Genomic DNA, 12,300 nt, shown 5'->3' on the forward strand with positions numbered 1-12,300 from the left:
TTGGACATGCCTCTTTCCGAACAAGAGCAGCGCATGCTCGATGAGATGGAACGCCATCTTCTCCAGCACGACGCGGATGTCGTCACGGCGCCGTCCGGCGACCGGGCTCTCAGCTACCGCAATCTGGTCTACGGCGCTCTTCTGCTGCTCGCCGGCATCGGCGGTCTCATCGCCGCCGTCGCAGCGGGGGACAGGCTCGGGGCGGTCGGCAGCATCATCCTCGGTGTCGTCGCCTTCCTGGCCATGCTGGGCGGTGCGATCCTCGCGTTCACGCCGGTGCGTCGCACGGCCGCTCCCCACGCGCCGTCGAGCCCTCGTGGTGCGAAGACGCGGGACTCCTCCTTCATGGACCGGATGAACGACCGCTGGGATCGGCGCCAGGACGAGCGCTGATCGCCCTCCTCTGAACCACTGAGAGACCCGGATGCCGAGCATCCGGGTTTTTTCATGTCCCCTGAGACCTCGGGAAAGGCCACCCTTCCACCCGGCCTCCACTCGTCCTCCACCCTGCCCCACCAGCCGTGTTCCGCGTCATCTCGCGGGCTGCGACCCGAGAACGCCGACATCTGCTCGGTATCGACCTGGATTCGGCATAGGAAAGTGGAGTGAAGTGGAGTAAAGTGGTGCACACCTCGAGTTGGCCGGACGCAGAGGGGGTGATGGCCAGTGCTGCTGGGTACCCACACGCCGAAGCTCGACGACAAGGGCCGCGTGATCCTTCCTGCGAAGTTCCGCGAGGACCTCGCCGGCGGCATCGTGGTCACCCGCGGACAGGAGCGCTGCCTGTACGTCTTCAGCACGGCCGAGTTCGAGGCGAAGCACGAGCGGATCCGCGAGGCGCCCCTCACCGACAAGCAGGCTCGCAGCTTTCTGCGCATGTTCCTCTCCGGCGCCAGCGCCGAGATGCCCGACAGCCAGAACCGCATCACCATCCCCGCCCACCTCAGGCAGTACGCGGGGCTGGAGAAGGAGCTGGTCGTCACCGGCGTCGGCGCCCACGCCGAGATCTGGGACGCCGCCGCCTGGAACGACTACCTCGAGAGCAATGAAGAGTCCTACGCCGATCTGGAACAGGAGGTGATTCCCGGCTTGTTCTGACCACGGCTGTGATGCCTCGCCGCTCCGCCCCGACACACTTCCCCGGTGCCGGGTCGAGCGGAGAGGAATCAGAGCCGGAGGTCACGGGAGAAGATCATGAGCATCCGCGACATCCACACACCCGTGCTGCTGGAGCGCTGCATCGAGCTGCTCGCCCCCGCTCTGCAGCACGACGGCGCGGTGCTCGTCGACGCCACGCTCGGCATGGGCGGGCACTCGGAGGCGTTCCTCGAGCGGTTCCCCGGCATACGTCTGATCGGACTCGACCGCGACACCGACGCTCTGCGCATCGCAGGCGAGCGCCTGGCGCCCTTCGGTGATCGCGTCACGCTCGTGCACACCGTCTACGACGAGATCGGCCTGCACGCCCAGGGTGCCTCAGCGATCCTGTTCGACCTCGGCGTCTCATCGCTTCAGCTCGATGAGGCCGACCGCGGCTTCGCGTACTCGAAGGATGCGCCGCTCGACATGCGCATGGACCAGACGAGGGGACGCACCGCCGCGACCATTCTCGCCGAGTACAGCGAGGGTCAGCTTCGACGGATCTTCGAGCGGTTCGGCGAGGAGAAGCTCGCCGGACGCTACGCCCGCTTCATCGTCGAGGCGCGCAACGAGCATCCCCTCACCCGATCGGGCGAGCTGGTCGATCTGCTCGTCGCCGCCACGCCGGCCGCGGCGCAGCGCGCCGGCCACCCCGCCAAACGCGTCTTCCAGGCGCTGCGCATCGAGGTCAACTCCGAGCTGAGCGTGCTCGCCGACGCCATCCCAGCGGCGATGGACGCGCTCACCGTCGGAGGTCGCATCGCGGTCATGGCATACCAGTCGCTCGAGGACCGCCTCGTCAAGCAGGCGTTCTCGGCAGCATCCTCCTCGACCGCGCCCGCGGGTCTTCCCGTCGAGCTTCCCGAGCACGCCCCCCGCTTCCGCACACTCACCAAGGGCGCGGAACTCGCGAGCGAAGAAGAGAAGGCGCGCAACCCGCGCGCGATACCCGTGCGGCTGCGCGCCGCTGAGAAGCTGAGGGAGTCGGCATGAGCCTCCAGACCGCGCGCGCCCTGCCGCGCCCCGCACCGGCCCCCCGGGCCGAGCCTCCGCGCCGGCTGGCACCCGTATCCGCACCCGCCCGCAGACGCCGGCCGCGACTCGCGTACGCAGCCCTCGCCGTCGGCGGCGCTCTGGCGATCGGGGCCGCGCAGATGGGCATCTCGCTCGCCACCACGCAGGACGCCTTCGTGCTCGCCGGCCTGAACACCCAGCAGCACGAGCTCGGTCTGCAGAAGCAGGCGCTGCACGAGCAGCTCGTCGGCATCAGCTCGCCTCAGTCGCTGGCGCAGAAGGCGGATGCCATGGGCCTCGTCGTCGCCGGATCGGCTTCGTACCTGCGCCTGAGCGACGGGCAGGTGCTCGGCGCTGGAGACAGCGCGAGCTGGGCATCCACCGTCAACCCCAACGGGGGGACCGCGGTCGGCAACGCCCTGCTCGTACCCCCGCCGGCACCGCCCGGCTCCGACACCGTGCCGGTGCTGGATGACGGCGCCGACGCCGTGGCCGCCCTTCCGCCCGAGCCCGCCGCCCCGCCGGTCGTCACAGACGGCCTTCCCACCCCCGTCACCCGATAACTCACCGCACGGAGACGCGCATGACGACTCGAGCCACTCGTTCACAGCGGCGACGCACAGTCGTCGCCCTCGCGGTGATCCTCACGGTGCTCGGCGCCTTCGTGTTCCGTCTCGTCGACATCCAGGTGGTGCACGCCGACGACCACGTCGCCGACGGCGTGAACACGGGGAACCTCGGCTCGACCCAGGTGATCGCCGGCGCGCGAGGCGACATCACCGATGCTGACGGCACCGTGCTCGCCTCGAGCGTGACGGTGTACGACGCCGAGCTCTCTCCTCTGCTCATCCGGCAGTTCGAAGAGCAGACCGACAAGCGCAAGAAGCCGAAGCTCGCGTGGGACGAGGCCAGTGAGCGCATCGCCCGCATCGCCGGTGTCAGCGCCGATGGTCTGCGCACCCGCCTTGCCGACAAGCTCGCCGAGGATCCGGATTCGCAGTATCTCGAGCTCGCCAGCGGGCTGAGCACCGAGCAGTATCTCGAGCTGCGCTCGCTCAAGGCCGATCAGGGGCTCGCGTACATCGCGATGAAGCCGCGTTCGGTGCGGGTGTACCCGAACGGCGCGGTGGCGGGCAGCGCGCTCGGCTTCCTCGACGGATCGGGCACTGCGCAGTACGGCGTGGAGCGCATCGCAGACCAGTGCCTCACGCCCGAGAACGGTGAGATGACCTACCTCAGCGGTCAGGGCGGCGTGAAGATCCCGGGCAGCGAGCAGATCACCCCCGCCGTCGACGGCGGGACGGTGGAGTTGACGATCGACAGCGACCTGAACTGGTATCTGCAGCAGATGCTCGCCGAAGAGGTGCAGAAGCAGGGCGCGCAGAGCGGCACCGTCACCGTCGTGGAGGTGAAGACCGGCAAGATCCGCGCGATGGCCGAGGCGCCCACCGTGGACCCCAACGACGTCGACGGCGTGCCGTCGAACCTGTGGAAGTCGCAGATCTTCACCCACACCTACGAGCCGGGTTCGACGTTCAAGCCGATCACCGCAGCGACGCTGCTGGAGGAGAAGGCGGTCACGCCCGAGACCACCGTCTCGGCGGAGAGCCGGGAGCGCTTCCCCAACGGCGCCAACGTCGGCGACGCGTTCTCGCACCCGCGATACGACTACACGCTCGCCGGCGCCCTCATCGACTCATCGAACGTGGCGCTGTCGAAGTTCGGCACGATGGTCTCGCCCGAGACGCGCTACGAGTACCTGAAGAAGTTCGGCGTGGGCGAGAAGACCGACATGCGCTGGCCCGCGGAGGAGCCGGGCGGGGTCGCGCCGCCCGAGAAGTGGGACAACCAGACCCTGTACACGACGACGTTCGGTCAGGCGTTCACCGTGACGCCGGCCCAGGTGGTGAGCGCATACCAGACCCTCGCGAACAACGGGGAGCGGATCGGCCTGAGCCTGATCGAGTCATGCACCGACAGCGACGGCACGGTGCACAAGACCCGCACCGAGCGAGAACAGGTCGTCTCGGCCGAGACCTCCTCGCAGGTGCGACGCATGCTCGAGAACGTGGCCGTGCAGGGCGGTCTGGCCGATGCGATCGCCGTTCCCGGCTACCGGATCGGCTCGAAGACGGGCACCGCGCAGACTCCGGATGGACACGGCGGGTACAAGGCCGGCGTGTACGAGACGAGCATCATCGGAGTCGCTCCGATCGAGGATCCGCAGTACGTCGTGATGGTCACCCTCGACGAGCCGACTAGGATTACATCATCCGCGGCCACCGCGCCTGCTCTGCAGAAGGCGCTCACTCAGGTGCTCAAGACCTACCGCGTCGCTCCCTCTTCGCAGCCCATGGACGAGCTGCTCCCGAAATTCGACTAGCCGGCGTTCCGCCGCGCAAGGAGATGCCACATGATCGCCCTTCCGCTCGGCGAGATCGCCGAGATCCTCCGCGGCGAGCTGCGCCTGCACGCCGCCGACACGGCTGACACCGTCGTCGACGGAATCGTCGACACCGACTCCAGGGAGGTGGTCCCCGGGGCCGTCTTCGTCGCCAAGCCCGGCGAGGCCACCGACGGCCATCGCTTCGTGCCGGCCGCCGCGGATGCCGGCGCCGTGCTCGCCATCGTGGAGCGGCCCGTCGATGCCCCGATCTCGCAGATCGTCGTCGCCGACGCGGTCACCGCCCTCGCCGACCTCGCGCGGGAGGTGGTCGCGCGCGTGCGCGCCGCGGGACGCCTGCGCATCGTGGGCATCACCGGGTCGAACGGCAAGACGACGACGAAGAACTTCCTCGCGCGCATCCTCTCCGACGAGGGCGAGACGGTCGCTCCCGTGCGCTCGTACAACAACGAGGTCGGCGCGCCGCTGACCATGCTGCGAGTGACGCACGAGACCCGGTACCTGGTCAGCGAGTTCGGCGCCGCGGGCCGCGGCAGCATCGCCCGCCTCGCCGGTCTCGTCGAGCCGGACGTCTCGGTCGTGCTCATGGTCGGCCTCGCGCATGCCGGAGGCTTCGGCGGGATCGAGCAGACGGCGCTGGCGAAGTCGGAGCTGGTCTCTGCGGCGCGGGCCGACGGCACGGCCGTGCTGAACATCGACGACCCGAGGGTCTGGGCGATGCGCCGCATCGCCGAGGAGCGGGGTATGTCGGTGGTGGGCTTCGGCCAGCATCCGGATGCCGAGGTCCGCGCCGACAGCATCGAGGTGGCCTCCGATGGCACGACCGCAGTCATCATCGCCGACGGCGAGGAGACCCCGCTGCGGCTGCGGGTGCTCGGGGCCCACCATGTGCACAACGCGCTGGCCGCGATCTCCGCGGCCAGGGTGCTCGGCGTGCCGGTCAGCGCATCGATCAGCCGTCTGGAGACCGTGCAGATCGCCGAGCGCTGGCGCATGCAGCCGATGGGCTCCGACCGCGTGCGCATCATCAACGACGCCTACAACGCGAGCCCCGATTCGATGGCCGCGGCTCTGCGAACCCTCGCCCAGATCTCCGGTCCGCACGAGCGCACCGTCGCGGTGCTCGGCGCGATGAGTGAACTCGGCGAGACGGCGGGCGAGGAGCACGATCGCATCGGGCTGCTCGCCGTGCGGCTGAACATCCAGCGCATCGTCGTCGTCGGGCCTGATGCGAGGCGTCTGTACCTCGCCGCAGTCGGCGAGGGCTCGTGGGACGGCGAGGCCGTGCACCTGCCCGATCAGGACGCGGCTTTCGACTATCTCACGGGCGAGCTGCGCGACGGGGACCGGGTGCTCGTCAAGTCGTCCAACTCCGCAGGGCTCCGGCACCTCGGCGATCGTCTGGGAGAATCGTTCTCGTGAGGTCTTTGCTGATGGCGACCGCGATATCGCTCGCCTTCTCTCTCTTCCTGACCCCGGTCTTCCTCAAGGTGTTCCGCCGGATCGGCTGGGGCCAGGTCATCCGGACCCCCGAGGACATCGCCAACCCCAGCCACGAGGCCAAGCGTGGCACGCCCACGATGGGCGGCGTGATCTTCATCGTCGGCACGATCGTCGGATACTTCGCCGGCACCTACTTCGGCGGCACGACGCCCGCTCTGTCGGCCATCCTCGTGCTGTGGCTCATGGTCGGCTTCGGCATCGTCGGCTTCATCGACGACTACATGAAGGTCCGCAGCCAGCGCAGCCTCGGGCTCTCCGGCTGGCGCAAGGTCGTCGGACAGCTGCTCGTGCTCGTGCCGTTCGGCATCGTGGCACTGAACTTCCCGAACCGCCTGGGCCAGTACCCGGCGAGCGGGTACGTGTCGCTGTTCCGCGACATCCCGTGGCTCAATCTCTTCGCCTTCGGCGCGGTGCTCGGCTGGATCCTCTATCTGATCTGGGTCGCGGTGATCGGAGTCGCCACCTCGAACAGCGTCAACCTCACCGACGGGCTCGACGGCCTGGCGGCCGGTGCCGGCGTCTTCGTCGTGGGCGCGTACAGTCTCATCGCCTTCTGGCAGTTCAAGCAGTCGTGCGTGGGATCCCTGCTGGCCCAGGCCGGATGCTATGAGGTGCGCGAGCCGCTCAACCTGGCGACGGTCGCCGCCGCGTTCGCCGGCGGTCTGGTCGGCTTCCTGTGGTGGAACGCTCCCAAGGCGAAGGTGTTCATGGGCGATGTCGGATCGATGGCCATCGGCGGCGTCGTCACCGCGATGGCGATCCTCACCCGCACCGAGCTGCTGCTGTTCATCATCGCCGGCATCTTCGTGCTCTCGTCAGGCTCGGTCATCCTGCAGCGGCTGTACTTCAAGGTCACCCGGGGCAAGCGCCTGTTCCTGATGAGTCCGTTCCACCACCATCTCGAGATGCGCGGCTGGGCCGAGGTGACGATCGTCGTGCGCCTGTGGATCATCGCGGGGCTCCTGGCGGTGTCGGCGGTCGGGCTCTTCTACGTCGACTGGCTGGTCCAGGCATGAGCGCACGACTCGACTCCCTCACCAGCTGGCGCGCCGATTGGTCAGGGCTCCGCGTCGCGGTGCTCGGTCTGTCGATGACCGGTTTCTCGGCCGCCGACACTCTCACCGAGCTCGGCGCCGACGTCCTCGTGCTCTCCGAGAGCGCATCGGAGGAGTACGCCAGGCTCGTGCCCGTGATCGGCGCGCGCCTCGAGCTCGACCCGCTCTCCGAGGTGCCCACGGCGCTCAGCGATTTCGCTCCCGACGTCGTCGTCGCGTCCCCCGGCTTCCCGCCTTCGCACCCGGTCATCCGCTGGGCGCAGCAGAACGACATCGCGCTCTGGGGCGATGTCGAGCTCGCCTGGAGGGTGCGCGACAAGGTGGTGCGAGCAGACGGGACGCCCGCCGAGTGGGTGCTGATCACCGGCACGAACGGCAAGACCACGACCACGCAGCTCACCGCGACGCTGCTGCAGGCCGGCGGGCTGCGTGCCGCGCCCTGCGGCAACATCGGGATCCCCGTGCTCGACGCCGTGCGCGATCCCGGCGGCTTCGACGTGCTGGTCGTCGAGCTGTCCAGCCACCAGCTCTGGTACATCGGTCAGTCCGAAGCAGCCGGACAGCTCGTGCCGCAGGCCGCCGTCTGCCTGAACCTCGCCGACGATCACCTCGTCTGGCACGGCAGCGCAGACGCGTATCGCGAGGCGAAGTCGTTCGTCTACCGGCACACGAAAGTCGCCTGCGTCTACAACAAGGCGGATGCCGCGACCATGCGCATGGTCGAGGAGGCGGACGTCACCGAGGGAGCCAGGGCGATCGGGTTCGATCTGGGCACTCCAGGACCGAGCGACCTCGGCATCGTCGACGGGATCCTCGTCGATCGGGCGTTCCATGACGACCGTCGCCACAGCGCCCTTGAGCTGACGACCGTGGCCGAGCTGCGAGCGGTCGGCCTCGACGCGCCGCACATCGTGCAGAACATCCTCGCGGCGGCCGCTCTGGCCCGCTCGCTCGGAGTCGCCCCCGCCGACATCCACGACGCCCTGCAGGGCTTCGCCCTGGACGCGCACCGCATCCAGATGGTCGCCGAGCACCGCGGCATCCGCTGGATAGACGACTCGAAGGCGACCAATCCGCACGCCGCGGCGTCTTCGCTGCGCGCCTATCCGGGAGCGGTCTGGATCGTCGGCGGCGATCTGAAGGGCGTCGACCTGGCTGACCTCGTCGCCGGCGCAGGCCGCACGGCCGCCGCGGCGATCGTCATCGGCGTCGAGCGCACACCCGTTCTCGCGGCATTCGAGCGACACGCATCCGAGGTGCCCGTCTTCGAGGTCCTCCCCGGCGAGACTGGTGAGGTCATGGATCGCGTCGTGGAACTGGCGACCGGGATCATCGATGGCGAGGGGACGGTGCTGCTGGCCCCCGCCGCGGCGTCCTTCGATCAGTTCTCCAGCTATGCGGACCGAGGAGAGCGCTTCGCACAGGCGGTGCGCGCATGGATCGAGCGATCCGGATCGTAGACGGAGAGGGCGGATGACGCAGACCACCAGCCCTCCGCGCGCAGGCGATCGCGGTCTCGCCGCCCGGGTCTCTCTCGGCAGGCTGTTCACCCCGCCGACCACCGAGTTCGTCCTCATCGCCTCGACGGCGCTCGTGCTGACCGTCTTCGGGTGGGTCATGGTCCTCTCGGCCACCAGCGCGAGGGCCGACCCCTGGGAGGGCGCGTTCAAGCAGGGTGTCTTCGCAGCCCTCGGCATCCCGCTGATGCTGCTCGTCAGCCGGATCCCGGTCGCCTTCCTCGGCCGGATCGCCTGGCCCGCGCTGATCGGCGCCACCGCCCTTCAGCTGCTCGTGTTCGTTCCGGGGCTGCGCGTGTCTTCCTACGGCAACACGAACTGGGTGAACATCGCGGGGTTCCAGCTGCAGCCCTCCGAGTTCCTGAAGCTCGCCCTCGCCCTGTGGATCGCGTTCGTGCTGCTGCGCAAGCGCGCGCGCCTGGGCATCTGGCACCACGTGTTCATCCCGGTGGTGCCCGTGTCGATCATGGCCATCGGCACGGTGATCGGAGGTGAGGACCTCGGCACCGCCATGGTCCTCGTGCTGATCGTGCTCGGCGCCCTGTTCTTCGCCGGGGTCAAGCTGCGGCTGTTCATCCTCCCGCTCGTCGGCGGCATCGTGGCCGTGCTCGGCTACGCCCTCACGAGCGAAAACCGGATGAAGCGCATCCTCTCGGCCTTCAATCCTGAGTCCTGCGACCCGACCAGGGAGTGCTACCAGGCGGTGCACGGCATGTGGGGGATGGCCAACGGCGGCATCTTCGGCGTGGGTCTCGGCAACTCGCAGGAGAAGTACGGCTGGCTTCCCGCAGCCGAGAACGACTACATCTTCGCGATCGTCGGCGAGGAGCTCGGGCTGATCGGCTGCGTCCTCGTGCTCGCCCTGTTCGCCGTCTTCGCGATCGGCGTCTTCCGCATCGTGCGCCGCACCACCGATCCCTTCGCGCGAGTCGCCGCAGGCGGGATCGGCGTGTGGATCCTGGGGCAGGCCCTCATCAACATCGGCGTCGTGCTGCGCGTGTTCCCGGTGATGGGCGTGCCGCTGCCGTTCATGTCACAGGGCGGCAGTGCGCTCATCTCGGTGCTCGCGGCGTGCGGTGTGCTGCTGGCCTTCGCCCGGACGCTGCCGCCCACGGTCGCAGGCGACGCCGCTCAGCCTGCTCCCGGAGGTATCGCGACCACTCGGGGTAGGGTCGCGAGGTGACTTCGTACCTCCTCGCCGGCGGCGGCACCGCCGGCCATGTCAATCCGCTGCTCGCCGTCGCCGACATGCTGCGCGATCGCAGAGACGGCGACGTGCTGGTGCTCGGCACGAAGGAGGGACTCGAGGCGCGTCTCGTCCCGGAGCGCGGTTACGAGCTGCTCATCGTCGACAAGGTTCCGTTCCCACGCCGACCCGACGGCGCGGCTGTCGTGTTCCCCGCCCGCTTCCAGCGAGCGGTGTCGCAGGTGCGCCGGCACATCCGCAGCCGCGGCGTGGACGTCGTCGTCGGCTTCGGCGGCTATGCGTCGGCGCCGGCCTACGTCGCCGCCCGGCGCGAGCGGGTGCCCTTCGTGGTGCACGAGGCGAACGCCAGGCCCGGACTGGCGAACGTGCTCGGCGCCCGCACCGCGGCAGCGGTCGGCGTCGCCTTCGAGGGCACGCCGCTGAAGCGCGGCGAAGTGGTCGGGATGCCCCTGCGGCGCGAGATCGTCGAGCTCGACCGCCAGGCCACGCGTGCCGAGGCGGCGGCCCACTTCGGTCTCGACGCCGAGCGACCGATTCTGCTCGTCTTCGGCGGGTCGCTGGGAGCGCTGCGACTGAACGAGGCGATCGCCGGATCGTGGGCGGATGTGCTCGCCGCGGGCTGGCAGCTGCTGCACGCGACCGGCGAGCGCAGTGATCTGGTCGACCCGCAGGTGCCCGGCTACACGATGCTCCGGTACATCGACCGGATGGACCTCGCCTTCGCGCTGGCCGACCTGATCGTCTCGCGCTCGGGCTCCGCCACCGTCAGCGAGGTCAGCGCCCTGGGCATCCCCGCGATGTACGTGCCGTACGCAGTCGGCAACGGCGAGCAGCGACTCAACGCCGCATCCGCCGTCGATGCGGGAGCCGCCGTCCTGCTCGATGACGCGACCTTCGACGGCGACGCCGTACGCGAGAAGATCGTCCCGCTGCTCGGCGACCGCTCGCGCATCGACGCGATGGCAGCGGCGGCGGAGCGCATCGGCTCCCGCACCGGCACGGAAGACCTCATCGCGCTGATCGATCGCGCCCTCGCCGAAAAGTAGACTGGGAGCGACATGATCAGACCCGACCTCTCCCTCCCGATCCCCGAGACCATCACCTCCGCCCACTTCATCGGCATCGGCGGTTCCGGCATGAGCGGGCTCGCGAAGATGTTCCTCGACGCGGGGATCCGCGTCTCGGGCAGCGACCGAGCCGACAGCGACAACCTGCGCGCTCTCGCGGCAGCGGGGGCGACCGTGCACGTCGGCCACGACGCCGGGCATCTCGGCGACGCCGACACGGTGATCCACACCGGGGCGATCTGGCCCGAGAATCCCGAGTTCGTCACGGCGAAGCATCGCGGCCTGCACGTGATCCACCGATCGCAGGCGCTGCACTGGCTGATCGGCCGTCGGCGTCTCGTCTCCGTCGCCGGAGCACACGGCAAGACCAGCTCGACCGGCATGCTGGTCACGGCGCTACAGGCGCTGGGCGCCGACCCGAGCTTCGTCAACGGCGGCGTGATCGAGCAGCTCGGCGTCTCGAGCGGCACCGGCGCGGACGAGATGTTCGTGATCGAGGCCGACGAGTCGGACGGCACCTTCCTGCTGTACGACACGGCGATCGCGCTGATCACCAACGTCGATCCCGATCACCTCGACTACTTCGGCTCGGAGCAGGCGTTCTACGACGCCTTCGTCCGCTTCGGCGACGAAGCCCGCGAGGCCGTGGTCATCTCGAGCGACGATCCGGGAGCTCAGCGCGTGAGGGCCGGTCTCAGCCACGGCACCGTCGTCACCTTCGGGCGCGCAGCGGACGCCGATCTGCGCATCGACGACATCGACACGACCGGACATGCGTCTGCGACCCTCATGCACGGTGACGAGTCCGTGCGCATGCAGCTGGCGGTGCCCGGTGCGCACAATGCGATCAACGCCGGCGGCATCGTCGCCGTGCTGCTCACGCTCGGCTACGGCCTGACCGAGGCGGCACGAGCCGTCGAGGGCTTCGCGGGCACCGTGCGCAGGCTCGAGCTGCACGGTGAGGCGCGCGGCGTGCGGGTGTACGACGACTACTCGCACCATCCGACCGAGGTGCGCGCCGCTCTCGAGGCCATGCGCGGTGTTGCAGGATCGGGCCGCCTGATCGCGATCCAGCAGCCGCACACGTACTCGCGCACGCAGCACATGTTCCGGGAGTTCGCGGCCGTGCTCGAGGAGCTCGCCGATCACACGGTGATGCTCGACGTCTACGGCGCGCGCGAGGACCCCGTGCCCGGCGTCACCGGCGAGCTGGTCAGCGGTGCCTTCGCCGATCAGGCGAACGTGCACTACGTGCCGGACTGGCAGGAGGCGGCCGACTACACCGCCCGCATCGCCCGCGACGGCGACTGCGTCGTGACCCTCGGCTGCGGAAACGTCTACCAGATCATCCCGCAGGTGCTCGACGCGCTGCGCCGACCCGTCGAGGACTGAG

At 69.2% G+C, this 12,300-nt stretch carries 11 protein-coding genes; all 11 read left to right on the plus strand.

The window, feature by feature from the left end; translation table 11 throughout:
- The first annotated feature begins 6 nt into the window (after positions 1–6).
- The 11 genes from PGB26_RS09175 to murC all read left to right on the plus strand — a co-directional run bounded on the left by PGB26_RS09175 (position 7) and on the right by murC (position 12,299).
- The gene (locus PGB26_RS09175) at positions 7–393 is read left to right on the plus strand and encodes a DUF3040 domain-containing protein (protein ID WP_271637328.1); all 387 of its coding nucleotides are present in this window, start codon (positions 7–9) and stop codon (positions 391–393) included.
- A gap of 273 nt (positions 394–666) precedes the next feature.
- A complete protein-coding gene (mraZ, locus tag PGB26_RS09180) occupies positions 667–1,098 on the plus strand; it encodes a division/cell wall cluster transcriptional repressor MraZ (RefSeq protein WP_271637329.1) in 432 nt (143 codons plus the stop codon).
- A 96-nt stretch (positions 1,099–1,194) separates the two neighbouring features.
- Positions 1,195–2,133, plus strand: coding sequence for a 16S rRNA (cytosine(1402)-N(4))-methyltransferase RsmH (gene rsmH, locus PGB26_RS09185; protein WP_271637330.1), 939 nt, complete (start codon positions 1,195–1,197; stop codon positions 2,131–2,133).
- Positions 2,130–2,717: a hypothetical protein gene (locus PGB26_RS09190; RefSeq protein ID WP_271637331.1), complete on the plus strand. Its 588-nt coding sequence runs from the start codon at positions 2,130–2,132 to the stop codon at positions 2,715–2,717. The genes rsmH and PGB26_RS09190 overlap by 4 nt, the downstream gene beginning before the upstream one ends.
- Before the next feature lie 20 nt (positions 2,718–2,737).
- Positions 2,738–4,537, plus strand: a complete 1,800-nt coding sequence (locus PGB26_RS09195) for a peptidoglycan D,D-transpeptidase FtsI family protein (RefSeq protein WP_271637332.1) — start codon at positions 2,738–2,740, stop codon at positions 4,535–4,537.
- 30 nt (positions 4,538–4,567) lie between these two features.
- Complete coding sequence (locus PGB26_RS09200; protein WP_271637333.1) at positions 4,568–5,980, plus strand: UDP-N-acetylmuramoyl-tripeptide--D-alanyl-D-alanine ligase; 1,413 nt, start codon at positions 4,568–4,570, stop codon at positions 5,978–5,980.
- Positions 5,977–7,077 (plus strand): phospho-N-acetylmuramoyl-pentapeptide-transferase, encoded by a 1,101-nt coding sequence (gene mraY / locus PGB26_RS09205; RefSeq protein ID WP_271637334.1) that lies wholly within the window; start codon positions 5,977–5,979, stop codon positions 7,075–7,077. The genes PGB26_RS09200 and mraY overlap by 4 nt, the downstream gene beginning before the upstream one ends.
- Positions 7,074–8,576: a UDP-N-acetylmuramoyl-L-alanine--D-glutamate ligase gene (gene murD / locus PGB26_RS09210; RefSeq protein WP_271637335.1), complete on the plus strand. Its 1,503-nt coding sequence runs from the start codon at positions 7,074–7,076 to the stop codon at positions 8,574–8,576. The genes mraY and murD overlap by 4 nt, the downstream gene beginning before the upstream one ends.
- Positions 8,577–8,589: 13 nt before the next feature.
- Positions 8,590–9,816, plus strand: coding sequence for a putative lipid II flippase FtsW (ftsW, locus tag PGB26_RS09215; protein ID WP_271637336.1), 1,227 nt, complete (start codon positions 8,590–8,592; stop codon positions 9,814–9,816).
- Complete coding sequence (locus tag PGB26_RS09220) at positions 9,813–10,886, plus strand: UDP-N-acetylglucosamine--N-acetylmuramyl-(pentapeptide) pyrophosphoryl-undecaprenol N-acetylglucosamine transferase (RefSeq protein WP_271637337.1); 1,074 nt, start codon at positions 9,813–9,815, stop codon at positions 10,884–10,886. Before ftsW ends, PGB26_RS09220 begins: the two co-directional genes overlap by 4 nt.
- Before the next feature lie 12 nt (positions 10,887–10,898).
- Entirely contained in the window at positions 10,899–12,299 is a 1,401-nt protein-coding gene (murC, locus tag PGB26_RS09225) for a UDP-N-acetylmuramate--L-alanine ligase (protein WP_271637338.1), read from the plus strand.
- The last annotated feature ends 1 nt before the right edge of the window (position 12,300 follow it).

Source organism: Microbacterium sp. nov. GSS16 (assembly GCF_028198145.1).
Taxonomy (GTDB): domain Bacteria; phylum Actinomycetota; class Actinomycetes; order Actinomycetales; family Microbacteriaceae; genus Microbacterium.

Coding starts and splice junctions, on each gene's coding strand:
- PGB26_RS09175 (WP_271637328.1), top strand. CDS start 7: ATGCCTCTTTCCGAACAAGAGCAGCGCATGCTCGATGAGATGGAACGC.
- rsmH (WP_271637330.1), top strand. CDS start 1,195: ATGAGCATCCGCGACATCCACACACCCGTGCTGCTGGAGCGCTGCATC.
- PGB26_RS09190 (WP_271637331.1), top strand. CDS start 2,130: ATGAGCCTCCAGACCGCGCGCGCCCTGCCGCGCCCCGCACCGGCCCCC.
- PGB26_RS09195 (WP_271637332.1), top strand. CDS start 2,738: ATGACGACTCGAGCCACTCGTTCACAGCGGCGACGCACAGTCGTCGCC.
- PGB26_RS09200 (WP_271637333.1), top strand. CDS start 4,568: ATGATCGCCCTTCCGCTCGGCGAGATCGCCGAGATCCTCCGCGGCGAG.
- murD (WP_271637335.1), top strand. CDS start 7,074: ATGAGCGCACGACTCGACTCCCTCACCAGCTGGCGCGCCGATTGGTCA.
- ftsW (WP_271637336.1), top strand. CDS start 8,590: ATGACGCAGACCACCAGCCCTCCGCGCGCAGGCGATCGCGGTCTCGCC.
- murC (WP_271637338.1), top strand. CDS start 10,899: ATGATCAGACCCGACCTCTCCCTCCCGATCCCCGAGACCATCACCTCC.